Origin of the sequence: Streptacidiphilus monticola (assembly GCF_042658505.1) — a bacterium.
Lineage (GTDB): Bacteria > Actinomycetota > Actinomycetes > Streptomycetales > Streptomycetaceae > Streptacidiphilus > Streptacidiphilus monticola.
The window spans coordinates 21071-45798 of the sequence record NZ_JBHSQJ010000150.1 but is presented as its reverse complement, the minus strand read 5'-3'; the positions used below and the strand labels follow the sequence as shown (position 1 = coordinate 45798).

The following is a 24728-nucleotide window of genomic DNA, read 5'->3' as shown; positions in this document are numbered from 1 at the left end:
AAGGAGGCGTACCTGGCGCTGCGGACGGAGCCCGGGACGCTGGGCTACCACATCGTGCCGGACCCGGCGGACCCGTCGCGGTTCATCTTCGAGGCGACGTTCCGGAATGCGGCGGCCTATGCGTACCACCGGGGGCACTACCCGGCGCAGGACTTCCTGAAGCTGGTCGCACGGGACGGCATCAGCGGCCCGCACATCGTCGTCGACAACACCTCCGTGCCCAACGAGCTGGGCTGATCGCCACCAAGGCGCCGACGCTCCCTGCGCGAGCGCTCGGCGCCTTCGCCTTTGCGGCACTGGAGTTGAGCCGACCGCTGTATATCATCGGCGGTTGGTAGTGGCCCGACAAACCACGGCTTGGGCACCTGCTGGGTCCTTGGGGGAAGGGAGTCAGGGTGAACCACGACGCACCGACGGGCGGCCGCGAGCCGACCGCAGAGGGACCGCCTGGCAGCGACGGTCCAGGCGGGAGCAGAGATCCCGGGGGAAGCAGGGATCCGGAGGGCGGAAGGGCGGAGGCGGCGAAGCGGCTCCTCGACCAGGAGGGCCGGCTGCTGGATCGGTACCTGGAACGGCTGCGGGCCATCCAGAGCCCGCTGGCGAGCGACCCGGACGCATGGCCGCAGTGCGCGGCGCAGGCCCGGCGCATTCTGGCCGACTGCGCGGCCAGCCTGAACGCGGGGAAGCCGGTGGTCTCCGGTCCGCAGATCGCCGAGGTCGCCAAGCTCGGCGACGAAAGGGTTCGGCAGGGCCTCCACCTCACTCATTCGATCCGGGCCGGCATGATCCTGCTGGACCTGGTGATGGACGCCATCTCCGAGGCCGTCGGCCTGTCCGAGGACGGGGACGGCCACAGCGCGGCGGTGCGGTCCCTGCAGCAGGGCGTCAGCCGCCGGCTGGAGATCGGGTCGGTCGGCTACGACACCCTGCTGCTCACCCGGGTGCGGGCGCTGCACGAGGAGGGCCGGCGCAAGCTGGCCCGTGAGATCCACGACCAGCTGGGCAACTCGCTCAGTCTGGCGATGCGTCAGCTCGAGATGTACGAACTGGTCCATCAGCGCGCCGGCACCGAGGCCGGCCCGCAGGTGCGGGCGGTGAAGGCGGCGGTGCTCGAAGCCCTGGACACCAGCCGCCAGTTGGTGACGGAGCTGCGCCGCAGCAACGTCTCGGGGACCCTGGAGACCGCGTTGCGCGGCTTCGTGTCCTCGATGGGCGACACCGGCAGCTCGGTCCAGATCTGGGTACAGGGCTCCGACGAGTGGCTCCCGGGCCGACTCGCGGAGGAGCTGTTCGTGCTGGTCCGCGAGTGCCTGCGGAACGCGCTGCGGCACTCCCGCGCCGACAACGTCGTGGTCAGCATCGACATCGCGCCGCACCAGGTGCAGACCGAAGTGATCGACGACGGCCAGGGCTTCGACCTGGACCGGGTGCGGACGCTGGGCAGCAACGGGTTGGACGGCATGGCGGAGCGGGTCCAACTGCTGCGCGGCACGCTCAACATCGGCAGCACTCCGGGGCACGGCACCCGCGTGATGATCTGGTTCCCGATCGAGGAGGAGCACGAGGATGACCGACTCCGCGGCTGAGCAGCCGGTCCGCATTCTGGTTGCGGACGACCACACCCTGCTCCGCGAGGCGCTGTGCGACCTGCTCGCCGCCGAACCCGGGTTCGAGGTCGTGGCCCAGGCGGCGACCGGGACCGAGACGGTCCGGCTGGCCGCCGCCTACCGCCCGGACGTGGTGGTGCTGGACATCGAGATGCCGGAGAACGACCCGCCGACCACCGTCCGCCGGCTGCTGGACCAGCTGCCGGACGTGCGGATCATCGTGCTGAGCATGGATGACAGCCAATTCCTGGTGCAGGGGCTGCTCTCGCTCGGGGTGCACGGCTTCCTGCACAAGAGCGTGAGCCGGGAGACCCTGGTCTCGGCGATCCGGCAGCGCGAGGGCGGAGGCCGTCGGACGGTGACGGTGTCGGTCTCCCCGGAGAGCCTGCGGCAGGCCGCCGCGCCCGCCGGAGCGGGCGACCAGGGCGGCCTGTCGCAGCGGGAGGTGGAGGTGCTGACGCTGGCGGGGCAGGCGCTGAGCAACCGTCAGATCGCCAGCAGGCTGGGCATCACCGAGGGGACCGTCAAGCGCCACCTGCGGAACATCTTCGAGAAGCTGGACGCCGTCTCCCGCATCGACGCCGTGAACAAGGCGGTGGAGCGGGCGGTGATCCCGTCCCCGCTGGCCTCCGCGCGGAGCCTGGGCGGCGACCGCGCCTGAACGCCCGCCGGTCCGGCGGCAACGGACAGTTGCCCCCGGACCGGTCGAGCGGACGGACGTCAGTCCGTCGGACCGCCGGTGACGTGCAGCACCTGGCCGCTGACGAAGCCCGCCTGCTCGGACGCGAAGAAGGCCACCGCCTCGGCGACCTCGTCCGCCGTGCCGGGCCGGCCGACGGCCACCCGCTCCAGCGCCCGCTTGCGCAGCTGGTTCAGGTCGCTGCCCGCGCAGGCGGCGGCGAGTTCGGCCGACTCCGTCGCGATCAGACCGGGCACCACCGTGTTGGCGGTCACACCGTGCGGTCCGAGCCGGGTGGCCAGGGAGCGGGTCAGGCCGAACAGGCCGGCCAGGGCGGCGGCCGCGGCCGGGTCCTCCTCCGCCGCGGGCGGCCGCGGCGCGGACACGAGCACGATGCGGCCCCAGCGCCGGCGGACCATGTGCCGCTGCACGGCGGCGGTGAGCACGTAGGGCGCGCGCAGGCGGCTGCGCACGACACCGTCCCAGTCGTCCTCGCGGGCGGTGGCCGGGGCGTCCAGCGGACGCCGCTGCGGCAGCAGGTCGTGCACCAGGACGTCGGGCGGCCCCCAGGCGTCGACGATGCGGGCGACAGCCGCCTCGGCCTCGTGGATCAGGCTGACGTCGGCCGTGAAGATCTGGGCCTGGCCGTCCGCGGCGGTGACCCGCTCCAGGGCGCGGTAGCAGTGGTTCTCCCGGCGGTCGACCAGGGCGATACGGCATCCGGTGCGGGCGAGTCGGCCGGCGACGGCGGCGCCGATGTCGCTTCCGGCGCCGGCGACCACGACGGTGCGGCTCGGGTGGGCGGTCATCTTGGCTCCTGGGGTGGCGGGAGGGGCAGGCGCGGGCGGTAGGGACGGTTGCGGACAGCATTCAACCGGGCGAGGGGCGGGGGCAGGGCCGGAGTTGGGGAAAGTGTCCGCAATGTCCGTGCGCGACGGGACGGTTCCGCCGGGCCCGAGCGGTCCGGGGTTCGGTCGTGCCCGCCGCTCCGGCCGTNCGGAGCGGCGGGCGCTGGTCGGTGGCGGGGCGGACGCCCTTGCGGGGCGACGCCCCCCGCGGCGGTCGCGGCCCGGCCGTGCGAAGGGGGAGCGCCGCCGGCCGGGCCGATCCGCTCAGCCACCAAGTGCCGGGCCGCACCAGGGGAATGGGGGCCTGGCCCGCTGTGAAGCTCGGCGGCTCCGCGGACGCGGTGAGGGTCAGAAGGTGAGGACGATGCCGCCGCGGCTGCCGCCTGCGCCCAGCCGGGTGTGGGCGGCCGGGACCTCCTCCGCCGGCAGGGTCGCCGCCAGCCGCAGGGTCAGCGCGCCCTCATCCACCAGCCGGACCAGCTCCGCGAGTTGGGCACCGTTGCTCTGCACGCCGACGCTGTCCACCCGGACCCCGCGCTCGGCGGCGGGCGCAGCCGGGGGGAAGACGTTGACGAAGACCAGGCCGTCGCGGAACGCGGCCAGCGCGGGCGCGCCGATCAGGGCGGTGTCGAAGACGCCGTCCACGCCGCCGGGCACCGCGGCCCGGACGTGGTCGGCCGCGTCGTCCCCGCGCTCGATCCACTCGGCGCCGGCGCCGGTGACGAACTCCTTGTCCTGGCTGCCGGCCAGGCCCAGGACCCGCAGTCCGCGCCCGACGGCGAGCTGCACGGCGAAGCCGCCGACACCGCCGGCCGCGCCGGTCACCAGCAGCGTCTGGCCGCGGTCGAGTCCCAGCAGGTCCAGGGCCTGCAGGGCGGTGAGGCCGTTGAGCGGGAGGGTGGCCGCCGTCTCGGCGGGAACGGAGGACGGCGCGGCGGCGACGGATCCGGCCGGCAGCACGACGTACTCGGCCTGGGTGCCGTTCAGTGCGGCGAACCAGTCCGACAGGCCGACGACCCGGTCCCCGGCCCGGAACGAGGTGACACCCTCGCCCACGGCGTCGACCGTGCCGGCCAGGTCCCAGCCGAGACGGTAGTGCGGCTGCTCCGGCAGCACACCCGCCAGGGCGCCGGAGCGGGTGAGCAGGTCGGCCGGGTGCACCGCGGCGCCCGTGACGCGGATCCGGACCTCGCCGGCACCCGGCTCGGGGAGGGGCAGCTCGGAGACCTTCGCGGCCTCGGGCTCGCCGAAGGACTCGACAATGACAGCTCGCATGGGAGTGACGCCTTTCTCGGGGCTTTCCGTTGTGCACGGGATCAACTACGGGAGAACGGCCGTGATCTGACCGTAGATCAGCCACGGCCGCCGGAAGCCGGGTTTGCTTCCTAGGTGGCCCGCCGCTGTCCCCAAAGTGGTAGGCGGCGGACCGATGGGGGGACGGCTCAGGCGGCGACCGCGGCGGTCCGCCGCCCGGGCAGGGCGAAGAACAGGCCGATCGCCAGCGCGCCGGCGACCAGCACTCCGCCGTTCACCAGGAGGGCCAGCCGGACGCCGCCGAGCACCGCGTCGGCGGCGCTGTGGGTGGCCTGGAGTGCGTGCACCCGGGCGGTGGCGACGGAGCTGAGCACCGGGATGCCCAGGGTCAGGCCCACCAGCTGGGTCAGCGTGGTCAGGCCGGTGGCCAGTCCCTGCTCGCTGTCCGGCAGTCCGGAGGTGGCCGTCACCATGTAGGCGACCACGGCGCTGATGTGGCCGAAGCCGGCGACCGCGGTTCCGGCCAGCACCAGCACGATCCAGCTCTTACTGTGGCCGCCGAGAGCCGCCAGCATGAAGCTCGCCGACGCCTGCACCAGCAGGCCGACGACCAGGGCCTGCGGGCCGCCGAGCCGCCCGATGACCTTGGGGGCCACCGTGCCGCCGACGAACGCGGCGGCGCCCAGCAGGCCGAAGGAGAGGCCGGTGACGAGCGGGGAGTAGCCGAGCACCTGCTGCAGGTAGAGCGTCATCAGGAAGGTGACGCCGCTGCCCATGGTGAAGGTGACCAGGCCGCCCAGGTTGCCCCAGCGGACCGAACGGCGGGTCAGCACACGCAGTGAGGCCAGCGGTTCGGCGGTGTGCAGCTCGATGAACCAGAACAGCACCAGCAGCGCCACGCCGATCGCCAGCGGCACCAGCGTGCCGGCCGAGGTCCACCCGTGGGACTGGGCCGCGGTGATGCCGTAGACCAGCGCCAGCAGACCGCCGCTGACCGTCACCGCACCGGGTACGTCCAGCTTCCCGGCCCGCTCGGCGCGGCTCTCCTTCAGCACGGACAGGGCCAGCACCAGCACCAGCACGCCGACGGGGACGTTGATGAAGAACGCCCAGCGCCAGCTGAGGAAGTCGGTGAGAACGCCGCCCAGCACCGCGCCGGTGATGAACCCGGCCGAGAGCATCGCCCCGTTCAGGCCCAACGCCCGGGCGCGGAGCGGCCCTTCGGGGAACGAGGTGGTCAGCAGCGACAGCGCCGCCGGAGTCACGATGGCGGTGGCGAAGCCCTGGGCCACCCGGCCGGCGAGCAGGACGCCGGGAGCGTCGGCGAGTCCGCCGACCAGCGAGGCCGCGGTCAGCAGTGCCATGCCGATCAGGAACAGCCGACGGCGTCCGAACAGGTCGGCCACCCGGCCGAAGAGCAGTGTGAAGCCCGCGGCGGCCAGCGAGAAGGCGGTGGTCACCCACTGCAGGTCCGACAGGGCGAAGCCGAGGCTGCGACCCAGGTCGGGCAGGGCCACGTTGAGGATGGAGAAGTCGGCGGCCAGCATGAACTGGGCGCCCAGCAGCAGCGTCAGGATCAGACGGTGACGCCGCGTCATGACCGCCGGGGCGGTGTCGGCCGCGGCGGTCCCCAGGGCCGGATCAGTAGTGGTGGACATGCGAGACCTCCTGCGCGGGTGCGCGGGTCGGGACGGGCACGGAGATTTCCGGACGCGCCGGGGCGGCGGGCGTCCTGCGCGTGGGGCCGAGCAGCCGCATCAGCGGCAGTTCGACGCCGTAGTAGAGGCCGGTCGCCAGCAGCAGCGAGACCGACAGGCAGAGCAGGGTGAGCCCGAGCGCCTCGGCGGTGCCGAAGGACCGGGTCGCCCCGAAGAGGAAGTGCACGTAGCGGATGACCAGTTGGTGCACCAGGTAGAAGGCGAAGGACACGTTGCCCAGCCAGCACATGGTCCGGCTGCGCCAGAACGAGCGGCGTCCGTCCAGGTCCGCGGTCGCGGCGGCCGGGATCAGCAGCGCGAGCGGGACCAGGGCACCCGCGTTCAGGCCCCACAGGTACGGCAGGTAGGACGAGGCGACATACCCCGCCAGGGACAGCACCGTGGCCAGGCCCAGCGGGATTCGCGGCCACCGCCCGGCGGCCACCACCAGGGCGAGCACGATGCCGAGCGCGAACTCCAGCATCCGCACCGGCGGCAGCGTGTAGACGAACCACATCCGGTCCTCGCTGACCGGCAGGCCGGGGACGGCCGGGCCGCCGTGGAACAGGGTGTCGGCGAGCAGCGGCATCAGCCAGACGGCCGCCACCAGCGCCGCCGCCAGCGGCCACAGCCCCCGCGCCGGCACCCGGCGCAGCGCCCGCAGCAGCAGCGGGAAGCAGAGGTAGAAGACCGCCTCGCAGCCCAGGGACCAGCTCGGGATGTTCATGCTGAAGAAGACCCCGGCGCGCGGGAACCAGTCCTGGATCAGGAACAGGTTGGGCAGCGAGTCCAGTCCGATCGGGGTGAACGAACCGGTGAGGCTGAGCCCGGTCCAGCCGAGGAAGGCCAGTGCGGCCACCCAGGTCACCACGTGGTTGGGCAGGATCTTCGCGGCCCGGCGGCGCCAGAACGCCCGGGCGGTGTCGTCCCGGCGGGCGGTCCAGGTCAGCAGGAAGCCGCTGAGCAGGAAGAAGAAGGTGACGCCGACACCACCTTGGCTCAGCGAGTGCGCCATCCACCGGTTCACCCCGGGGGAGGCGAACAGCGCCACCGCGTAGATGTGGAAGCCGAACACCATCAGCGCGGCGGCGGTGCGCAGTCCGGTGAGCGAGGGCAGACGGCCCGGTCTGGAGCCGCTGTGCAGCTCGGCCATGAGGATGCCTTTCCGAGTAGGAGGAGGGTGGAGCGGTGCGGTGCGGCCGGGGCCGCACCGCACCGGCGGCGGACGGTGACGGAGGGTCAGGCGGTGAAGGCCTCGAGGGCGGCGTGGCTGTCCTCGTGCATCCGGTAGCCGCGGATCAGGCCGTCGCGGACCTCGATGTGCAGGGCGAAGGAGGACGTGAAGGGCTTGCCGGTGCTCTTGACCCGGTGGGTGAAGCTGCCCAGGGCGACGGCGTGCCCGCCGTCGGCCAGGATCCGGTCCACGGCGAAGGCCTCGGTGTCCACGAGGGTCCAGCAGGCGTCCAGGAAGGCGCCGATCTCCTCGCGGGTGCGGCGCCGGCCGGTCCAGGGGACGGCTGCGGCGCCGGGGACCTCGAAGTCGGTCTCCTCGCCGAACAGTTCCAGCGCGCCGGAGCGGTCGCCGCTGCCGAAGCGGGTGAAGAACTCCTGCAGTGCCTCGGCGGCGTCGCGCGCGGTGGTGGTCTGAGCGGTGGTCATGTCGGTGTCTCCTCGGGGTTGCTGACGGGTGGTCGGAGGGGAGGTCAGGTCGAACACGTGCGGCCTGGGGTCAGCCCAGGGCCGCCGCAGCGGTGGGGACGCCGCGTCCGGCGCGGGGGGACCGGCTCGGGGCCAGCGCCTGCAGCTCCCGCTGCAACAGCTCGGGGCGGTCCAGCGGGGCACGGGCGGCCAGGTGGCCGTCCGGACGGACCAGCGCCAGGGATGGCGTCGGCCCGAGGTGCCGGCGCAGCTTGGCGGCGGCCTCGCGGGGCAGGCCGCCCAGGTCGAGCACCTCGGCGCTGTCTGCGAACCGCTCCCGGAGCCGGGCGGCGGTGGCGGTCCAGCTGTGGCCGGTCCTGCGGCCCGGCCACAGCAGCACGCTGTGCCGGTAGGGGTCGAGGGCCGGAGTGCCGTCGGGCAGGGCCGGGCCGGCGAAGAGCGGCAGCCGCGCGCCCGGCGTGGCCAGGCCCTGCCGCCGCAGCACCAGCGGACGGGTGTCCAGCTGGCCGTAGTTGGTGTCGGTCTGGCTGAGCAGCGGCACCAGCACCCGCTGCAGCACGCCCAGCAGCCGGCCCGCCACGAAGACGGCGTCCCGCCGCAGCCGCCGCAGCGGGCTGCGCTGCATCGCGAAGCGGGCCTGCGCGGCCGAGGTGGCGGACATGCGCTGCGCGCCGGCCAGGCGCTCCGGGCCGTAGCTGTCGAGCACCCGCTCGTCCAGGCGCCCGCGGACCACTCCGGCCAGCTTCCAGGCCAGGTTGGCGGCGTCCTGGAAGCCGACATTCATGCCCTGCCCGCCGGCCGGACTGATGGCGTGCCCGGAGTCCCCGGCAAGGAAGCAGCGGCCTCGCCGCAACGAGCCCGCGAGGCCCAACCGGGGCCGGAACGACCGGGTCCACAGCGGTTCCTGGACGGTGACGTCGATCCTGGCCCGGCGCCGGATGATCTCCTCCAGCAGCTCGCGCGGCGGGTCGCCCTCGTCCTCGCCGCGGTGCGGGATGTTGGCGGCGATGCGGTAGGCGCCGTCCCGCAGCGGGACCAGGGCCACCACGCCGTCGGGCGCGTAGTAGTAGGCGGTGTCGGCGGGCGCGTCGCCGGTCAGCACGGCGTCGCCGATGGCGTAGCTCACGTCGATCGGCTCGCCGTCGAAGCTGATGCCGAGCAGCCCGCGCACGGTGCTGCCGGGGCCGTCGGCGCCGACCAGCCAGGACGGGCGGACGGTCTCGGTCCGGCCGTCCGGGTGGCGCAGCAGCGCGGTGGGCCTGTCCCCGTCCGGGTCCAGGTGGTCCAGGCTGACTCCGCGTTCGACCACGCCGCCCAGCTCGGCCAGCCGGGCGCGCAGTACCTGCTCGGTCTCCCGCTGCGGCAGCGTGAGCACGAAGGGGTAGGGCGAGTCCGGGTGGCGGTCCAGGCGGGCGCTGCCGAGCAGTCGGCCGTCGGAGTAGTACCCGACCTTGCCGCTGCGGTGGCCGCGGGCGAGCAGTTGCTCGCTGACGCCGATCCGGCGGAGCAGCTCCAGGCTGCGCGGCCAGACGAGGATGCCCTTGGAGTGCGGATCGCTCTCGTCGACGGTGGGTTGACGGTCGATCAGGCGGATGCGGACGCCCTGCTGCAGCAGCTCGCAGCCGAGCACCATGCCCACGGGTCCGGCCCCGACGATCAGCACGTCCGGTGCGGCCGGGTCCGGTGCGGTCTGGCTCACCGTTCTTCTCCACTTCTGCGTAGGTCTGGTTCAGGCGGTGCGGTCGGTGCCAGCCGGGCCCAGCACCCGGCGGTGGCGGCGGCCGCGAGGGCGGGGTCCGTGCCGACGGCCACCGGGTGCCCGACCTGCCGCAGCAGCGGCAGGTCGGAGGAGTGGTCGCCGTAGGCGTGGCTGGCGGCGAGGTCGATCCGGTGGTCGCGCGCGAACTCCCGGACGGCGCGGGCCTTGTGGCGGTCGAGCATCGGCCGGGCCACCTCGCCGGTGAAGCGGCCGCCGCGGATCTCCAGCCCGGTGCACAGCACCGTGTCCGCGCCGAGCAGTTCGGCCAGGGGGTCCAGGCAGACCGCGAACGATCCGGAGACCAGCACCACGCGGTCCCCGGCCCGGGCGTGGCGGCGGAGCGCCGCCACCGCCTCGGGCCGGAACAGGCCGCCGTCGGCCCACTCGGCGCGGAACCACTGCCGTCCGCTGCGGTACAGCTCCGCGGCGCCGCGGCCGGCGAACAGCCGGAAGTATCGGCGGCTGGTCACCGTCCGCGGGACGCCGACCGAGGTGAGCTCGCGGAACTGGGCCCGGTGCTCCTCGAAGGTCCGGGCCGGGAAACCGCGGGCGGCCAGGTCGTGCCGGAGGAAGCGGAACAGCGTGGTGCGCGTGGTCAGGGTGCCGTCCACGTCGAAGAAGGCCGCGCCGCGGTTCCGGGGCATCGTCGGTCCCGTCAGGCCGCGCGGGGCGCGGCGATCCTGGCGTCCAGCAGGGCGGCCAGCTCCGTGGCGGACCGGGTCCCGGCGACCTCGGCCTCCGTGAGCGGGACGCCGTAGCTGTTCTCCAGGGCGACGGCCAGCTCGACGAAGACCAGGGAGTCGAAGCCGGCCTCCTCGAAGTCGGTGTCGGCGTCGAGCTCGTCGGGGGTGTAGCCGTACTTGGTGCGGAGGACGTCGAGGATGTGGTCGACGGTCTGGGTGGGCATGGCTGTGCTCCTTCTCTGTCTGGGTCTGGATCTCTCTGAGGCCGGTGGTGCTTGCGCTGCGCGAAGGCGGAGTCGGTCGCCCGATCGGGGCCGGTTCAGCCGGGCACGACGTCGGGCCAGACCAGGGCCGCGGAGCCCCACGCGAGTCCGCCGCCGAAGGCGCTCATGGCGACCCGGTGGCCGGGCAGCAGCTGCCCGGTCGCGGCGGCGTGCGCCAGGGCCAGCGGGATGGAGGCGGCCGAGGTGTTGCCGACCTGGTCCAGATGGACCACGGCGCGCTCCCGGGGCAGCCCGATCAGGTCCGAAACGGCGTGCAGGATGCGGACGTTGGCCTGGTGGCCGACGAAGCGGTCGACACTCTCGACCGGCCAGTCGATGGTCTTCAGCAGCGTCCGGGTGGACTCGGCCATCCGGGTCGCGGCCTGACCGAAGACCTCCCGGCCCTGCATGGTGAACCAGGCACGGTCGGCGTCCGGCGGAGCGCCGCCGGAGCGCTGGCGGGAGCCGCCGCCCGGGATCATGATCAGGTCGGCCATGCTCCCGTCGCTGCCCAGGTCGAACCCGAGCAGCGCGCCCGGAGCGTCGGCCGGTCCGCGCTCCAGCACCACGGCTCCGGCCCCGTCGCCGAAGAGGATCGCGGTGCCCCGGTCGGTGGGGTCGAGGATGGTGCTGAACGCCTCCGCTCCGATCACCAGCACCCGGTCGGTCAGGCCGGCCCCGATGGTGCCCGCAGCGGTGGCCAGGGCGTAGACGAAGCCCGCGCACACGGCTGCGACGTCGAAGGCCGGCACGTGGTCGAGACCCAGCCGGGAGGCCACGTCCGGCGCGGTGCCCGGCAGCGGGTAGTCGGGCGTCGCGGTGGCGAGCACCACGAGGTCCACCTGGTCCCGGCCCGCGGACTTGAGCGCCCGCTGGCCGGCCTCCACCGCGAGGTCGCTGGTGGACGTCCCCGGATCGACCATGTGGCGCTTCCGGATGCCGGTCCGCGTCCTGATCCATTCGTCGCTGGTGGCGAGCCGCTCCGCGAAGGCGTCGTTGCCGACCTCGCGCGGCGGGACCATGGCCCCGATCCCGGTGAGGACCGCGGCGCGGCTCATCGTGAACCCCCCTGTCCGCAGGAGGCGTTGGTGGGGGTTGTCCCCGGTGTGGTAGAAGACATGCTGTGGGCCCTTCGCTGGTCTGCACGAGCGGTTCGACGGCCTTTCCGGTTCACGGCGCCAACTGTGGACACCGGTCAGGTGTCGGACCGCTCTTCCTTCATTCGGCTTCTTCTGGCTTCTGCTGTCGGGCTGTTGTCGGAGTCACGCGCATCTGTGCTGGTCACGGCGGTGCGATGGGTGCGGAGCCGCATGGTCATGCGGCGGCGGCGATGCGCTCCCGCTCGTCGCGGGTGTCGAGGGAGCGGTACTCCGCGGAGGCACGGGCGATGGCCTGACGTGTCGTCATCACCGGCTCCAAGCCCAGCTGTTCGGCGATCCGCTCCAGCCGGTGGGCCAGCGGCCCCCCGATCACGTGCACCGGGATGCCGAGTTCGTCGAGGACCCGCAGCAGCGTCTCGTCGGCCAGGGTGCGGAAGCGCTCGTTGACCGGCCGGTGGCCGTCCGCGGCGAGCGGCAGCTCGTTGCGCAGGTGGACGAAGGCGTCGAAGGAGCGCTGTACGTGCAGCTTGAAGGAGACGCCGAGCCGCTCCATCACGGACTCGAAGAACTCCAGTTCCGGGGTGCGGTCCACATCGGCGTCACCGAGGTGGACGGAGGCGTTGGGGTTGATGCCGACACGGACCCGGATCGAGCCGTAGATCCACTCCTGCAGCGAGGAGCCGTCGGAGATGAACCCTCGGCCGGCCAACTCCCGTTCGTGCGCCACGCGTTCCGTGTGCCGCACGACGATCATCTGGATCAGCTCGGCCGCGGTGCACTCCTCAAGCGCCTTGCCGGGAGCGGCTTCGGGCAGGATCTCCCGCATGGTGCGGGCCAGGGTCCGCGGTATGCCGGTGTAGTGGGAGAGCGCGATCGAGGTCAGTGTCTTGCCGGACGAGTAGGTCCCGGAGATCCCGAGTTTCATCTGCTGCCTTCCGTTGGGGCCCCGGTCGTCGTGGGGCGGTTGGGCTCCGATGAGGAGTGGTGCGGGTACGGCTGACGATCAGGCCGAGCAGGTCCAGAGCGGTCGCCCGGCCGAGGAGTTCGTCGGGGAGGTCGTCGGGGAGGTCGGTGGGGAACTCCGCGGGCAGGTCGGAGGGGAACGCCGAGTGGAACCTCGCGGGGAACTCCGTGGACACTTCGGCGGTCATCGCGCGGCGGCCGGCACGGACGGTTCCGGGAGCCGGTGGGTGACCGAGCAGAGCACCTCCGTCCCGGCGCCCCGGAATCGGATGTCCGCGCTGCGCCAGCGGGCGCTGCGGGAGTCCAGCAGCTGCGGGTCGGCGAGGACCACGCCGACCGGGACCGGCCCGGTCAGCCCCGCCGGGGGGACGTCGGCGGTCAGCACGGTCCTGCGCATCCACAGCGTGCTCGACTCGGCCCGGCTGACGGCGTCCAACTCGTAGAGGAGGACCTGACCCAGCTGGAGCGCGGCCACGAAGGAGTCGACCAGCGACCAGCCGGGGCGGTAGCCGCCCTCCAGGCCCTGGTCCATCGGGCCGCCGGGGGCGACGGAAAGCTCCATCCGGGCCGTGGCGGTGGGCTCCGGCCCACGGAGGTCGGTGCCGACCTCGGTGAGGTGCTGGCGGTGGCGCTGGTAGCCGAGGCCCCAGACCCGCTCCTCGGCCGGGCCCAGCGGGTCCGGGCCGCTGGTGTCGGCCGCGTGGTCCGCCACGGGGACGGCCGGGTGCTCCACGGTGCAGCGCACGCCCATCCGGCCGATCCGGCAGTCGACCAGGGTGAGGGCGTGCCCGGGGAGCAGCGGTTCGCCTGCGGCGGGTCGGAGTTGGGCCTTGGCCGGGAGCGCGTCCAAGCCCTCCTCGTCCGGCCGGCTGCCGGCCCGGATCTCGACCCGGCGCAGCCACTGGCTGCGCCGCTGTGCGGCGTCGAGGCCGTGACGGAGCGTCAGGGCGGCGTCGCTGAGCTGGGCGGCGAAGACCAGCGCGTCGATGGTGCTGAGATGCGGGGCCAGGGTCCGATCCGTCCGCTTCACGGACCAGTCCACCGGATAGCGAACCCCGGCCGTGGCCTGCAGGGAACCGGCCGCGGAATCCCAGGAGAATTCCCCGACCTGCTGTCCGATGCGCCGGTATCCGCTCCCGAAGAAGCGTCCGGACGCGGGCCCCAGCAGATCGTCGATCGTGGCGCTGAGGTGGGCTGACACGGGTGTCTGCACCATTTCTCCGCGCTCCTTCCTGTGGTGTCGGTTCGGTGCCGGCCCGCTTCCGCGATGCGGTGAGCGGGGCGCGGGCGGTGTCTCCAGGAATTCCGTCCCCGGATTCCCGGCGGAACGCTTTCGACGCTAGCCCCGGGCAATTCCGGACCACCATTTCCCTTTGGGTGCTACGCGGGTGGACCAAAGGTGGTAGTCCCCAGCGCCGCGGTACCCGTCACGCCAGGTAGGCGCGGGTGCCAGACCCGGCGCGGCCGCGCCGAGGAGCCGGCGGCCCCTGCCAGGTGCCCGGGGCCCGCCTCGGGGCGGTGGCGCGCGCCGAGGCCGGGTTCACCCTCCGAGCCCGGCCGGGATACCGCGGGCAGGGACACCGCCGGGCGGATTCCGGCCCGAGCGGGGCCGGGCCCACGCCCGACGGTCGGGCTGCGGTCCGGCGCTGCGCGCGGGCTGGTCCTCCAGTCCGGGCCGCTGGGCCGGGCAGGGCCGCCCCTGGACCGCCGGGGGCTCCCTGGGCGGGATGCCACGTCGTCAGGACCTGTGGCCTCGGCCCGTGCCGACCGAACCAGGGCTGCGACCCTGGTACGGCGCGAGGGCAGGAGCCGGTCGGCGGGGCGGCGTCGCTCCGGGGCCGCGCCCCTTCGCCCCTCGGTCGGTGCCCACTCAGCGGGTGGCAGGGGCAGGTGAGGCTGCCGAGAGGCTCAGCGCTGGACGGACCACCGCGAGGGCGTTGAGGGTGCGGGGGACGCCCGCATAGACGGCGACTTGGGCCACGGCCTCGACGACTTCCTCCGGTGTCGCCCCGGCGCGGAGCGCGCCGCGGGCGTGGAAGGCGAGCTGGGGCTCGCAGCCGCCGAGCGCGGCGAGCATGCACACCGTCGCCAACTCCCGCGTACGCAAGTCGAGTCGAGGACCGGCGAGGATGCCGCCCAGGCCCTCCCGGATCAGCGCGCCGAGACCGGGGGCGTCCTCCTCCAGCGGAGCCCAGGGCGGCGCCTCGCCCGGGCCGGAGAGCCTGCGGAAGACGTCCGCGGCCAGCTCGTCGCGTGCGGAATCACTGCTGCTCATGGCGGTCCTTCGTGACGGGTCGGCGTCCCGGAGCCGGCGCGCCGGGACGGCACCGGGCCGACGGTGCGGCAGGTGCCCGGCCCACGCTAGGCGCGAAATTGCTCCGGAATACTCGATGACCCACCGAAGTGGCGTGCCGATGTGTCTTTCGAAATAGCGGGAATGCTCTGGAAGGTCACCCTGCGGTCCTCCGGAGGGCTATTCTGGAGGCCGGGATTCCGGCTTAGCGTAGCGGCATGCCTACGCTGGTCACGGAAGTACCGCTCAGTAACCCGCTACAGCGGACCCGCTTTCAGCCCCTGCAGATTCTTGGATTGCTGGCAGCGGAGTCGAGGATTCCAGTCCTGTTCATGTTTCTGGCGCGTTTCGTCGTTGCGGCGCTGCTGTCCTCCCCCGATTTCCGGCCGGGAATCCGGCTGGTCGCCGGGGCCTTGGCGTGGACGCTGGCGACGATGGCGATCTACGTGTTCAACGGCATCGCCGACCGCGTCGAGGACCGGGCCAACGGCTCCACCCGCCCGATCAGCAGCGGTCGTCTGGCCGTGCCCCACGCCGTCGGCGGCGCACTGGCCGCGGGGCTGCTCGGCCTGCCGCTCGGCCTGTTCGCCGGCGGGCCGGCCGAACTCGTGCCGCTGCTGGCCTTCCTGGCGGCCGGGTACGCCTACTCCGGCGCGCCGTTCCGCGGCAAGCGCCACGGCGCCAGCGCGTCGGCGCTCGTCCTGGTGCTGGGCGCGGCCACCTACGCCGGCGGTTGGTGCGTCGGCGGTCGGGGCGACACGTCCCCGGTGCTCGTCCTCGGCGCCGCGATGTCCCTGTGGATGGCCCTGGTCGGTGCCGTCGTCAAGGACCTGTCCGACGTCGAGGGGGACCGGGTGGCCGGGCGCCGGACGCCGGTGATCGTGTGGGGCCAGACCCCCACCCGGATCGTCGCCTCCGCCAACGCCCTGCTGGTGGGCGGCGGTTACCTCGCCGCTGCCCTGTGCTGGGCGCCCGCGCTGGCCCCTTCCGCCGGTGTCGTGCTCGGCGGTGCCGCGGTGCTGGCGGTGCTGACGGCACTCACCCGGCACAGCATCGACCGAGGCGAGCGGCGCCGCCCGTACCGCGCCTTCATGGTGACCCAGTACCTGGCACACGCCCTGGCCCTGCTCTGGCTGGCCGCCAACTGACAGTCCCCAGACGACCAGCCGCCCGGCCCGACCGAGGACGAACCGATGAGCTTGCATCCCGACCCCACCCGCACCGCCCCCGCGCGCACCCTGGAGCCGGTGTCCCCGTCGTGGCTCACCACGCTGTGCGCCGTCACGGCCGGATTCTCGGCCGCCAACATCTACTACGCCCAACCGCTGCTGGCCATGATCGAGCGGGCCTTCCACGTCGGCGCCGGCTCAGCAGCGCTGGTGGTGACCGCGGGCACGGTCGGCTACACCCTGGGCATGATCACCCTGGTGCCGCTCGGCGACGTCCTCGACCGGAGGCGGCTGGTGGTCCGGCTGCTCACGGTCGTCAGCTGCTTCCAGCTCGCGTCCTTCGCGGCCCCGTCGTTGCCGGTGCTCGTACTGACGAGCCTGGTCGTCGCCACGGCGTCCGTGGTGTCGCCGATGATGGTGGCGTTCGCGGCGAGCCTGGCCGCTCCCGAGGAGCGGGGGCGGGTGACCGGCAAGGTGATGAGCGGCGTCCTGCTCGGCGTCCTGCTCGCCCGCACCGTCGGCGGCACCCTGGCGGACCTCGCCGGCTGGCGCTCGGTCTTCCTGGTCTCCGCGCTGCTGGTCGCCGGCCTCGCCGTGGTGCTGAGCCGGGTGCTGCCCACCCTCCCCACGACGGAACTCCGTTCCTACCGGAGCCTGTTGGGCTCGGTGCTGGTCCTGTTCCGGGACGAGCCGGTGCTGCGGTTGCGCAGTTGCTACGGCTTCCTCACCCTCGCCGGCTTCAACGCGCTGTGGACCTGCATCGCCTTCCTGCTCGCCGGGCCGCCCTACCGCTACGACGCCACGGTCATCGGCCTGTTCGGGATCGCCGGCGCGGTGGGTGCCGTCGCGGCTCGGGTGACCGGCCGCCTCGCCGACCGGCAGCTGGACCGCGTGGCCACGGCCGCGCTGCTGGGCGCGGTGCTGCTCAGCTGGGGGCTGCTGGCGCTGGACGGCGGGGGTCTGCTCTGGGCCCTGCTGGCCGGCGTGGTGCTGCTGGACTTCGGCGTCCAGGGGATGCAGGTGCTCAACCTGAGCGCGATCTACCGGCTCCGCCCGGATGCGCGCAGCAGGCTCACCACGGCGTACATGACCGTCTACTTCCTCGGCGGTGCGGCCGGCTCCGCCTCGTCCGGGCTCTGTTACGCGGCCTGGGGATGGCCCGGCCTGTGCGTCCTGGGCGCGTCACTCGCAGCGACCGCCTTGCTGGTCGCACTCCTGGCCCGGCCGACGGAGCGGTAGGCCCACGGGCGCCCTGCGCTGCGTCAGGGACCGGCCGGGCGGCAGCAGCCTGCCGCCCGCAGCAACGTCGGCACGTGTGCAGCACTGGGGGGTCCTGCCCCCGGGCGGGCTACGCCCCGTCGGCGCATCGGCAGCGACTGACGGCACGGCGGAGCGCATGCGCCGGACCGCTGCGGACCCACCCCGGCGCAGGACCTGCCGCCGCGGCGCGCGCAGTTGCCACGACGGCCCCCCCGCCCGGGGACGGCAGGGAACAGGCAGGCACTCCACCGCTGGCGGCAGGCCCGTCCCCGCCGAGGTTGTCGCGGTGCAGGCGCGCAAGGCCGGCGGGGGCGCGGCACCCGGTCCGCCGACGAGGGTCCCCCGAGGAGGGCACGCCGCGGCCGTACGCGACGGACGGCAGGGGCACCGGGTGAAGACCCCCGGTGCCCCTGCCGTCGCATCCTCGGCGGTGATCCGCCGCCGTTGTCACACCACGTTTGATGACGCGGCGACCAGCGGGAAGCCCCCGTCCAGCCAGGTCTCCTGACCGAAGGTCAACTCGTCGAAGAGGCGGAAGCGTCCGGGCTTCACCACGTAGAGTGCGCGGGCGGGCATCCGTCCGTCCGCCTGGGCGGCAGCCGCAGCCGCCGCGGCTCCGGCGAACGCGGGGAACGCGGCGGCGAACAGCCCAGCGCCGCGCGGTAGTTCGTCCCCGGCGGCGGGGGCGCAGTGTCCCTGCAGCTGGACGCCCCGCCGCGTACCCGGCGTCCCCGGCTGGGCGGTCTCGGCCACGGTGACGGCCACCCTGCCGTCGCCCGCCGCGAGGTTGCGCGAGTGCTGTGCCTCCGGACTGCTGAGGAAGTAGAGGCGGAATTCCGGGTCGTGGCAGAAGTAGGCATTGTGCAGCCACGGTCCGCCGTCCGTTCCGACGGTGCCCACGGACATCAGCCGGCAGGCTCCCAGAATGTCGTCGATTGATTTCCTCAGGGCCGCGCTGTGTGCTCGCTCCGTCATATCGATCCCCATGTCCCTGCATCCCTTCCGGATTTCGCTTCCCTCGGTCGACGCCGACCGGCCGGGGGCGGGCCTCTGCGGTCCGCCCCCGGCCGGGGCTCAGGTGTCGCGGTCGCGTGGGCCGCGCTAGCTGAGGAAGTGCCCGCCGTCCACCGTCACCGTGGACCCGGTGCTGAAGCCGTTGCGCATCAGGTAGAGGTAGGTCTGCGCCACCTCGGACACCTCGCCGACCCGGCCGACCAGGAGCTTCTCCCCGAACGTGCGGTACAGCTCCTCCGGCTCGGGAATCGAGCCCTCCCACAGTTCCGAGCGGGTCGGGCCGGGGCGGACGACGTTGACGCGGACCGGCGCCAGGTCCACCGCCAGGGCGCGGGCGAGCGCCTCGGAGGCGGCCGTGATGCTGGCGGCCACCGCCCAGCCCTTTCCGGGCCGGGCGCCGGCACTGCCGGAGCTGAGCACGATGGAGCCGCCCGGGCGGATGCCGGCCGCCCCGAAGCGCGCCGCGGTGAAGGCGCCCCAGTAGCGGACCGTGAAGAACGCCTTGGCCTGGTCGATGTCGGTGTCGCCGAAGGCCTTGATCTGCAGCGGATCGCCCGCGGTGTAGGCGAGGTGGTCGTAATCGCCGATCTCGTCGAAGAACGCCTGGACGCCGGCCGGGTCCGTGACGTCCAGCCGACGGCCGCGGACCTGCTCGGGGAGGCGTCCCAGGGCGCGGTCGAGCTTCTCCTGGGTGCTGGAGGCGATGATCACCTCCGCGCCCTCCTCCGCCGCGTGGGCGGCCACCGAGAAGCCGATCCCGGAACTTCCTCCGATGACGACGATCCGCTTTCCGGAGAGCGTCGGAATTGCCATGGAACTCCCTTTCCTGCCGAGTGCCGCACCTGTCGTGAGGTTTGTGCGGTGGGGCTTTTGCATGCGGTTCTGTGGGGGTGTTTCCATGGTCCCGTCGGGTCTTCCGCCGGCCAATACCCTGATGGGCCGCCCGACTACTCCCAAGGAATTCTGCGGATACCCCCATCGGAGAACGCGGCACGGGCGGGGTCCCGGAAACGGCGGAGCGCCCCGGGGTCGCCTGGATCCCCGGGGCGCTCCGCGCCGCTGCCGTTTCCCTTCAGGGGATCAGCACGATCTTGCCGGTGGTGTGGCCGCTCGCCACCAACTCATGGGCCAGAGAGGCCTGTTCGAAGGGCAGCCGGCGCTCGACGTGGGGATGCAGCGCGCCCTTCTCGACGAGCGCTGCCAGGGCCTCCAGGCCCTGGCAGTCCGGCTCCACCGAGATCCCGGCGAAGCGCATCCCCGCCGCCTCGGCCTTGGCGGCGAGCGCCCGGTCGTTCCGGCCGACCGCCGTGAACAGCAGCCCGCCGGGCCGCAGCGTCCGAAGCGAGCGCTCCCCGTAGTCGCCCCCGATGGTCTCCAGCACCACGTCCATGTCCCGCACCTGCTCGGCGAAGTCCGTGGTCCGGTAGTCGATCAGCTCGTCCGCCCCCAGCCGGTACAGGAGTTCGTGCTTCGGCGCGCTCGCGGTGCCGACGACATGGGCGCCGCGCTCCTTCGCGATCTGCAGGGCGATCAGGCCCACGCCGCCGGCGATGCCGTGGATCAGCAGCCGCTGGCCCGGGCCGATCCGGGCCACGTCGACCAGCCCCTGCCAGGCGGTCAGCCCGGCCAGCGGCAACGCCGCGGCCTCCGCGTGGTCGATATTGGCCGGCTTGAGCGCGAAGTGCCGGGCGGGAGCGGCGACATACTCGGCGTACGCGTTCGCCGCCCGCGGGAACATCGGCATGCCGAAGACCTCGTCACCCGGCCGGAAGCGGTTCACGCCGGGCACCACCTCGGTGACCACCCCGGACACGTCCCAGCCCAGGATGAACGGCGGCTGCCCGATCATCGGGAAGGCGCCGGAGCGGATGATGGTCTCGACCGGGTTCACCCCGACCGCCTTGACCTCGACCACGATCTCGGTGGGCAGTGGGACGGGAGGCGGCACCTCCGCGACCTCCAGGACCTCAGGTCCTCCGAAGCGGTGCTGGATGATGGCGCGCATGACTTTCCTTCCTCGGCGTCGCAGCTGCGGACGCAGCGCTCCGTGCTGCGACGCTAACGAGGACCTCGGCCAGGGCACATGACCCGAAGGGCGAGCCGCCGGTACCTCTTTCGGAACATGCGGTTCCGCCGAGGAGGCAGCGCCAAGGAGGGTGCCCAGGCAGGCGGGAGCCCGTACCCGGGAAAGGGACGAGCCCCCGGGCCTCGCTCTGAGGTGCTCCGGGGGCTCGTTGCGTGCTACGCCGTAGGTGCTCGCACAGTCAGGCGGAGAATCCGACCGGACCGGCGGCGCTCCCGAACGAGTCAGACAGCATCGCACCTACGTGCGCAGTTGCATGGTTGCTCAATTCAGGATCACCTCCTTTCCCTCTGCCGCCACAGTAAGCAGCTCCGGGGTCGCCGACAAGCGATTTATCGCGGGGCGTCCCGGACCGCGCGGTCCGGGACGGAAATCCCTCGCGATCGACCGGCCTCGCCTGCCAGGCTCGGCCCATGGACTCCCGGAACGTGCTGCTCAGCGGCGTGGTCGGCTCGACCGCCTACGGCTTGGCCGGCCCCGGGTCGGATGTGGACCGGCTCGGGGTCTTCGCCGTGCGCACGGAGCAGCTGCACGGGCTCGGCCGCCCGCCCGAGTCGCTCGTGACCACGGCGCCGGACCGCACCCTGCACGAGGCAGCCAAGTGGTGCCGGCTCGCGCTGACGAGCAATCCGACCGCCTCGGAGCTGGTCTGGCTGCCCGGAGAGCTGTACGAGGTGCGCACCCCGCTCGGCGAGGAGCTCATCGGCATCCGGGGCTGCTTCGCGTCCGCCGCGGCCGTGCGCGGGGCGTACCTCGGCTACGCCGCCCAGCAGTTCCGCAAGCTCTGCCACAAGCGCGAAGCCGGCACGGCGCCGTCCGCGCGGCTGGCGAAGCACGCCCGGCACCTGGTGCGGCTGTTGGAGCAGGGCGTCACCCTGCACCGCACCGGCGAGCTCCGCGTCCGCCTCCAGGACCCGGACCGGGTAAGGGAGTTGGGGGAGCGCCTGGCCGAGCGGCCGGACCGTGCGGAGTCCTTGCTGGCCGCGGCGGAGGAGCAGTTCGCCCGGCCCGGGGTGCTCCCGCAGGAACCTGATCCGGCTCCGGCGGAGGCCTGGCTGCGGCGCGTCCGGCGGGCCCACTGGACGGCCGCCGAGGAAAGTGAGTAGTCCTCGCATTCCTCTTGTGCGCCGACGTCCGGCCGGGCAGGATCGACGCCCGACCGGTCCTCCTCGACGACGAGGTGACTCATGCGCGCACGCCGCTCCGCCCCTGCCGTGATCGTCCTCGCCCTCGCCGCCGCACTCTCCTGCGGCGTCGCGGCCCCGGCGGCCTCGGCCGCTTCCCCGGCCCGGTCCGGCCACGGCCTGCACACCGTCACCCTGGCCGACGGACGGACCGTGTTCGCGGACGCCCGTGGCAGGACGCTGCAACTGCGCGGCTTCAACCTGGACAAGTACGCGAGACCACCGAGGCCGACGTCCGCGACATCGCCGCCCACGGCTTCACCCTGCTGCGCGTGGCCACCACCTGGGCCCGTCTCGAGCCCCGGCCGGGACGCTACGACGCCGCCGCCGAGGCGCGGTTGGAGCGCGTCCTGGGCTGGGCCGACCGGTACGGCCTGCGCGTCGTCGTCGATTTCCACCAGGACGTCTACGGGCCGCAGTTCAGCACTCCGCGCGGCTCGGGCGACGACGGCGCCCCCGCCTGGGCCACCCGCGACGACGGGCTGCCGTTCACGCCCGACCCCTCCGACTGGTTCGCCGGCTACTTCCAGCCCGCCGTCCAGCGTGCGTTCCAGCACCTCTACGACGACCCCGACCTGCGTGCCGCCCAGGCCGCCTTCTACGCGCACGTGGCACGGGAGTTGCGCGGCCACCGCTCGCTGCTGGGCTACGACCTGTTCAACGAGCCGAGCGGTCCCATCGACGGTGACCCGACCGACCCTGCCGCCCAGGCCGCCGCCTCGGCGGCGCTGGAGGAGGGGCGACTGGCCGGCATGTACCGGCGGCTGATCGCGGCCGTCCGCTCGCAGGACCGGGACGCCTGGCTCTTCGTCGAGCCCACGGTCCTCGTCGGCGAGGGCGTCCCCACCCGGTTGCCGGGCTTCACCGACCCGCGCCCCGGCGAGCCCCGGATCGGCTACGCCCCCCACTTCTACGACACGGCGGTGGAGGCGGGCCAGGACTGGGACCCGGCGGACCGCTTCGTGGAGAACTACACGGCGGCGATCACCGCGTACCCGCGGCAGCACGGGATGCCGGTGCTGGTCGGCGAGTGGGGACCGCCGAACGCGGACCGGCCGGGCAACGCGGAGCTGATCTCCCGTCAGGTCGCCGCCATGCAGGGCTTCGCGGCGGGCTGGACCCTCTGGTACTGGGGCCGCGGCACCGGCGGGTACACCCCGCTCGACCCGTCCGGGACCCCGCATCCGGGCGACGCCCCGGTCTTCGCCCCCTACGCCGCGGCCGTGTCCGGGACCGTGCGCTCCGAGCGGTACGACCCGGCGACGCGCCGCTACACCCTGCTCCTGGGGGTCGGCACGGGCGTGGCCGCTCCCACCCGGGTGGTCCTGCCGCCCTCGGTCTACGGCTCCGGCGTCCGGGTCTCGGTCTCCGGCGCCCGGGTGCTGCGCCTGCTCCCGCCGACGGGCGGGCGGCACGGTGAGCTGTGGCTGTCCCCGGTCGTCGCGGGAGGAGAGTCGGCGCTCGTCCTCCGTCCGGCCTGAGCGGGGCCTACGCTGGTGACATGCCCGCTGGTGACGAGTTCCCGGAACTGTCCGCACTCCCCGAGGAGATCGAGGAGATCGAAGTCCGGGTGACCCTGCGGCTCCGGCTCTCCGACTGGGAGGCCCTGCGTGCCCAGGCGCGCCAGGCGGTCGCCGAGGCGGAGCCGGTGGACCTGCAGGAACAGGCCGACCGGCTGGAGGAGGTCGACGCCGGCCCCTTCGGCGCGCTGGCCGAACTGCTGGACCCGGACGTCCTGGTGGTCGGCATCGACGGCGTCGAGGCGCTCGGCGCCATCGTCGCCGTCGGTCTGCCGGGGGACGGCGACGAGCCCGACTTCTCCGAACTCTTCCCGCTGGACGAGGTCCTGGACGACGGACCCGGCGGCTGGCTGCTCACCCCGCGCACGGCCGCCGTGCTCCACACGCAGCTGGTCCTGCTCGGATCCGACGCCCGTGAGGAGCTCGAGGAGCTGGGCGACGACCCGGTCGAGGCGGAGTCCGACTCCTCGGTGTTCGGGGCCCTCCCGGAACTGACCTGGCGTCAGGACGCGATCTGGCGCGACCGGTTCATCGGCGCGCTCGACGCCCTGGCCGGCGACCTCGCCGAGGGCGACTGGCCCCGGCCGCGCTGCCCCGCCGAGGAGTTCGCCCTGCACATCGCGCTCCTGCAGGCGGACGACTCGCTCTCGGCGGAGCCCGGACTGATCGAGCACCAGGTCGCGGGCCTGCCGGTGCACCCCTACGACTACGACTGGAACGGGTGCCGCCGCGGCTTCTTCCAGGACGAGGGCTTCCTGCGCCTCTACGACGCCGACCCCGCGTCCCCGCCGCCCGGCTACCGCCCGGAGGAATGGTTCCGCCCCTTCGGCAACCTCGGCCGCCGCGACCTGGACTGAGCCGGGCGGGGCCCGGGAAGCCGGGCCTGAATGATCGCACCGACCGCCCGGCCCACCAGGTAGGCTACGGTCTGGCCCGCCGACCCCACCGCGGGTACGGGCCGCCGGGGTGCTAGCTCAATGGCAGAGCAGCGGACTTTTAATCCGTAGGTTGTGGGTTCGACCCCCACGCGCCCCACCTGCACAGAGCGCCCCACCCTGCGGCCGAGCCGCGGGGAGGGGCGCTCCTCTCTTTTCCGCTCCGCGCAGCTCCGTCGCTCCCGCTGGCGCCTGGTCCACGTTCGGAGCACGGGCGTCATCCGATCGGACCGGCGGGGCGGGCGGGGGTGGCCGGGGTCTGGTGTCGTGCTCAGTGTCCGGGTGCCCACGGGGACAGGAGCGGAGATGCTGAAGGGCTTCAAGAACTTCCTGATGCGCGGCGATGTCATCGTCACCGCCATCGGGCTGATCGTGGCGCTGGCGTTCAGCACGCTGGTCAAGGCGTTCACCGACAACGTGGTCGAGCCGATCATCGCGCGGGCGGGCGGCGGCAACACCTTCGGGCTCGGCTGGCAGCTCGGGCACAAGGGGAACTCCGCCACCTACCTCAACATCGGCGCCTTCATCTCCGCGCTGATCTACTTCATCCTCTTCATGGCCGTCGTCTACTTCGCCGTCGTCCTGCCCTACAAGCACATGCAGCGGCGCCGCGGCATCGCCGTCTTCGAGGACGCGCCACCGGTGAAGACCTGTCCCGCCTGTCTCTCCGAGGACATCCCGCTGGCCGCCTCGAAGTGCAAGTACTGCGGTACGCAGCAGCCCCCCACGACGGTCGGTCCCGTCGTCTGAACAGCATC

General features: G+C 73.3%; 24 protein-coding genes and 1 tRNA gene. 10 read left to right on the top strand and 15 right to left on the bottom strand.

The window, feature by feature from the left end:
* The 3 genes from ACFP3V_RS29065 to ACFP3V_RS29055 form a co-directional block, all read left to right on the top strand.
* The coding region (locus ACFP3V_RS29065; protein ID WP_380589849.1) for a putative quinol monooxygenase at positions 1-237 on the top strand (237 nt) is incomplete at its 5' end.
* A 158-nt stretch (positions 238-395) separates the two neighbouring features.
* Entirely contained in the window at positions 396-1586 is a 1191-nt protein-coding gene (locus ACFP3V_RS29060) for a sensor histidine kinase (RefSeq protein ID WP_380589847.1), read from the top strand.
* Complete coding sequence (locus tag ACFP3V_RS29055; protein ID WP_380589844.1) at positions 1567-2268, top strand: response regulator; 702 nt, start codon at positions 1567-1569, stop codon at positions 2266-2268. The genes ACFP3V_RS29060 and ACFP3V_RS29055 overlap by 20 nt, the downstream gene beginning before the upstream one ends.
* Positions 2269-2327: 59 nt before the next feature.
* On the opposite strand, the gene ACFP3V_RS29050 is transcribed toward ACFP3V_RS29055, so the two are convergent.
* The 12 genes from ACFP3V_RS29050 to ACFP3V_RS28995 form a co-directional block, all read right to left on the bottom strand.
* A complete protein-coding gene (locus ACFP3V_RS29050) occupies positions 2328-3095 on the bottom strand; it encodes an SDR family NAD(P)-dependent oxidoreductase (protein WP_380589842.1) in 768 nt (255 codons plus the stop codon).
* Between the two features lie 387 nt (positions 3096-3482).
* Entirely contained in the window at positions 3483-4409 is a 927-nt protein-coding gene (locus tag ACFP3V_RS29045) for an NADP-dependent oxidoreductase (RefSeq protein WP_380589840.1), read from the bottom strand.
* 167 nt (positions 4410-4576) lie between these two features.
* Complete coding sequence (locus tag ACFP3V_RS29040; RefSeq protein ID WP_380589837.1) at positions 4577-6046, bottom strand: MFS transporter; 1470 nt, start codon at positions 6044-6046, stop codon at positions 4577-4579.
* Positions 6030-7238 carry an acyltransferase family protein gene (locus ACFP3V_RS29035; RefSeq protein WP_380589835.1) on the bottom strand — a complete coding sequence of 403 codons (1209 nt, stop codon included), beginning with the start codon at positions 7236-7238 and terminating at the stop codon, positions 6030-6032. The genes ACFP3V_RS29040 and ACFP3V_RS29035 overlap by 17 nt, the downstream gene beginning before the upstream one ends.
* 86 nt (positions 7239-7324) lie before the next feature.
* Positions 7325-7744 (bottom strand): nuclear transport factor 2 family protein, encoded by a 420-nt coding sequence (locus ACFP3V_RS29030; protein ID WP_380589832.1) that lies wholly within the window; start codon positions 7742-7744, stop codon positions 7325-7327.
* Positions 7745-7814: 70 nt separating this feature from the next.
* Positions 7815-9443, bottom strand: coding sequence for an FAD-dependent monooxygenase (locus tag ACFP3V_RS29025; protein ID WP_380589830.1), 1629 nt, complete (start codon positions 9441-9443; stop codon positions 7815-7817).
* Positions 9440-10147 carry an HAD family hydrolase gene (locus tag ACFP3V_RS29020; protein WP_380589828.1) on the bottom strand — a complete coding sequence of 236 codons (708 nt, stop codon included), beginning with the start codon at positions 10145-10147 and terminating at the stop codon, positions 9440-9442. Before ACFP3V_RS29020 ends, ACFP3V_RS29025 begins: the two co-directional genes overlap by 4 nt.
* Before the next feature lie 11 nt (positions 10148-10158).
* Positions 10159-10410 (bottom strand): acyl carrier protein, encoded by a 252-nt coding sequence (locus tag ACFP3V_RS29015; protein ID WP_380589826.1) that lies wholly within the window; start codon positions 10408-10410, stop codon positions 10159-10161.
* Positions 10411-10505: 95 nt separating this feature from the next.
* Complete coding sequence (locus ACFP3V_RS29010) at positions 10506-11507, bottom strand: beta-ketoacyl-ACP synthase III (RefSeq protein WP_380589823.1); 1002 nt, start codon at positions 11505-11507, stop codon at positions 10506-10508.
* Positions 11508-11763: 256 nt separating this feature from the next.
* Positions 11764-12474, bottom strand: a complete 711-nt coding sequence (locus ACFP3V_RS29005; protein ID WP_380589820.1) for an AAA family ATPase — start codon at positions 12472-12474, stop codon at positions 11764-11766.
* 222 nt (positions 12475-12696) lie between these two features.
* On the bottom strand, positions 12697-13728 hold the full coding sequence (locus tag ACFP3V_RS29000) for an AvrD family protein (RefSeq protein WP_380589817.1): 1032 nt from the start codon (positions 13726-13728) through the stop codon (positions 12697-12699).
* A 654-nt stretch (positions 13729-14382) separates the two neighbouring features.
* Positions 14383-14787 carry a carboxymuconolactone decarboxylase family protein gene (locus ACFP3V_RS28995; RefSeq protein WP_380589814.1) on the bottom strand — a complete coding sequence of 135 codons (405 nt, stop codon included), beginning with the start codon at positions 14785-14787 and terminating at the stop codon, positions 14383-14385.
* Between the two features lie 350 nt (positions 14788-15137).
* Between ACFP3V_RS28995 and ACFP3V_RS28990 the strand changes: the two genes are divergently transcribed.
* The gene (locus tag ACFP3V_RS28990; protein ID WP_380589811.1) at positions 15138-15953 is read left to right on the top strand and encodes a UbiA family prenyltransferase; all 816 of its coding nucleotides are present in this window, start codon (positions 15138-15140) and stop codon (positions 15951-15953) included.
* Positions 15954-15998: 45 nt separating this feature from the next.
* Positions 15999-17213 carry an MFS transporter gene (locus ACFP3V_RS28985; RefSeq protein WP_380589808.1) on the top strand — a complete coding sequence of 405 codons (1215 nt, stop codon included), beginning with the start codon at positions 15999-16001 and terminating at the stop codon, positions 17211-17213.
* A gap of 468 nt (positions 17214-17681) precedes the next feature.
* On the opposite strand, the gene ACFP3V_RS28980 is transcribed toward ACFP3V_RS28985, so the two are convergent.
* The 3 genes from ACFP3V_RS28980 to ACFP3V_RS28970 all read right to left on the bottom strand — a co-directional run bounded on the left by ACFP3V_RS28980 (position 17682) and on the right by ACFP3V_RS28970 (position 20253).
* Positions 17682-18209 carry a pyridoxamine 5'-phosphate oxidase family protein gene (locus ACFP3V_RS28980; protein WP_380589805.1) on the bottom strand — a complete coding sequence of 176 codons (528 nt, stop codon included), beginning with the start codon at positions 18207-18209 and terminating at the stop codon, positions 17682-17684.
* 126 nt (positions 18210-18335) lie between these two features.
* Positions 18336-19061: an SDR family oxidoreductase gene (locus ACFP3V_RS28975; RefSeq protein WP_380589802.1), complete on the bottom strand. Its 726-nt coding sequence runs from the start codon at positions 19059-19061 to the stop codon at positions 18336-18338.
* A 259-nt stretch (positions 19062-19320) separates the two neighbouring features.
* Entirely contained in the window at positions 19321-20253 is a 933-nt protein-coding gene (locus tag ACFP3V_RS28970; protein WP_380589799.1) for an NADP-dependent oxidoreductase, read from the bottom strand.
* 491 nt (positions 20254-20744) lie between these two features.
* Between ACFP3V_RS28970 and ACFP3V_RS28965 the strand changes: the two genes are divergently transcribed.
* From ACFP3V_RS28965 to ACFP3V_RS28945, 5 genes are all read left to right on the top strand, one after another.
* Entirely contained in the window at positions 20745-21437 is a 693-nt protein-coding gene (locus tag ACFP3V_RS28965) for a nucleotidyltransferase domain-containing protein (protein WP_380589796.1), read from the top strand.
* Between the two features lie 350 nt (positions 21438-21787).
* Positions 21788-22996 (top strand): cellulase family glycosylhydrolase, encoded by a 1209-nt coding sequence (locus ACFP3V_RS28960; protein ID WP_380589793.1) that lies wholly within the window; start codon positions 21788-21790, stop codon positions 22994-22996.
* A 20-nt stretch (positions 22997-23016) separates the two neighbouring features.
* The gene (locus tag ACFP3V_RS28955) at positions 23017-23892 is read left to right on the top strand and encodes a hypothetical protein (RefSeq protein ID WP_380589790.1); all 876 of its coding nucleotides are present in this window, start codon (positions 23017-23019) and stop codon (positions 23890-23892) included.
* A 106-nt stretch (positions 23893-23998) separates the two neighbouring features.
* Positions 23999-24070, top strand: a tRNA-Lys gene (locus tag ACFP3V_RS28950).
* A 206-nt stretch (positions 24071-24276) separates the two neighbouring features.
* A complete protein-coding gene (locus ACFP3V_RS28945; RefSeq protein ID WP_380589787.1) occupies positions 24277-24720 on the top strand; it encodes a large conductance mechanosensitive channel protein MscL in 444 nt (147 codons plus the stop codon).
* The last annotated feature ends 8 nt before the right edge of the window (positions 24721-24728 follow it).

Bases quoted from the DNA above. Each gene is read 5' to 3' on its own strand.
- ACFP3V_RS28955 (WP_380589790.1), top strand. From the start codon at position 23,017: ATGCCCGCTGGTGACGAGTTCCCGGAACTGTCCGCACTCCCCGAGGAG.
- ACFP3V_RS28995 (WP_380589814.1), bottom strand. From the start codon at position 14,787: ATGAGCAGCAGTGATTCCGCACGCGACGAGCTGGCCGCGGACGTCTTC.
- ACFP3V_RS28990 (WP_380589811.1), top strand. From the start codon at position 15,138: ATGTTTCTGGCGCGTTTCGTCGTTGCGGCGCTGCTGTCCTCCCCCGAT.
- ACFP3V_RS28980 (WP_380589805.1), bottom strand. From the start codon at position 18,209: ATGACGGAGCGAGCACACAGCGCGGCCCTGAGGAAATCAATCGACGAC.
- ACFP3V_RS29050 (WP_380589842.1), bottom strand. From the start codon at position 3,095: ATGACCGCCCACCCGAGCCGCACCGTCGTGGTCGCCGGCGCCGGAAGC.
- ACFP3V_RS28965 (WP_380589796.1), top strand. From the start codon at position 20,745: ATGGACTCCCGGAACGTGCTGCTCAGCGGCGTGGTCGGCTCGACCGCC.
- ACFP3V_RS28975 (WP_380589802.1), bottom strand. From the start codon at position 19,061: ATGGCAATTCCGACGCTCTCCGGAAAGCGGATCGTCGTCATCGGAGGA.
- ACFP3V_RS29030 (WP_380589832.1), bottom strand. From the start codon at position 7,744: ATGACCACCGCTCAGACCACCACCGCGCGCGACGCCGCCGAGGCACTG.
- ACFP3V_RS29020 (WP_380589828.1), bottom strand. From the start codon at position 10,147: ATGCCCCGGAACCGCGGCGCGGCCTTCTTCGACGTGGACGGCACCCTG.
- ACFP3V_RS29005 (WP_380589820.1), bottom strand. From the start codon at position 12,474: ATGAAACTCGGGATCTCCGGGACCTACTCGTCCGGCAAGACACTGACC.
- ACFP3V_RS29045 (WP_380589840.1), bottom strand. From the start codon at position 4,409: ATGCGAGCTGTCATTGTCGAGTCCTTCGGCGAGCCCGAGGCCGCGAAG.
- ACFP3V_RS29010 (WP_380589823.1), bottom strand. From the start codon at position 11,507: ATGAGCCGCGCCGCGGTCCTCACCGGGATCGGGGCCATGGTCCCGCCG.
- ACFP3V_RS28945 (WP_380589787.1), top strand. From the start codon at position 24,277: ATGCTGAAGGGCTTCAAGAACTTCCTGATGCGCGGCGATGTCATCGTC.
- ACFP3V_RS29035 (WP_380589835.1), bottom strand. From the start codon at position 7,238: ATGGCCGAGCTGCACAGCGGCTCCAGACCGGGCCGTCTGCCCTCGCTC.
- ACFP3V_RS29040 (WP_380589837.1), bottom strand. From the start codon at position 6,046: ATGTCCACCACTACTGATCCGGCCCTGGGGACCGCCGCGGCCGACACC.
- ACFP3V_RS29055 (WP_380589844.1), top strand. From the start codon at position 1,567: ATGACCGACTCCGCGGCTGAGCAGCCGGTCCGCATTCTGGTTGCGGAC.
- ACFP3V_RS28970 (WP_380589799.1), bottom strand. From the start codon at position 20,253: ATGCGCGCCATCATCCAGCACCGCTTCGGAGGACCTGAGGTCCTGGAG.
- ACFP3V_RS29000 (WP_380589817.1), bottom strand. From the start codon at position 13,728: ATGGTGCAGACACCCGTGTCAGCCCACCTCAGCGCCACGATCGACGAT.
- ACFP3V_RS28985 (WP_380589808.1), top strand. From the start codon at position 15,999: ATGAGCTTGCATCCCGACCCCACCCGCACCGCCCCCGCGCGCACCCTG.
- ACFP3V_RS29015 (WP_380589826.1), bottom strand. From the start codon at position 10,410: ATGCCCACCCAGACCGTCGACCACATCCTCGACGTCCTCCGCACCAAG.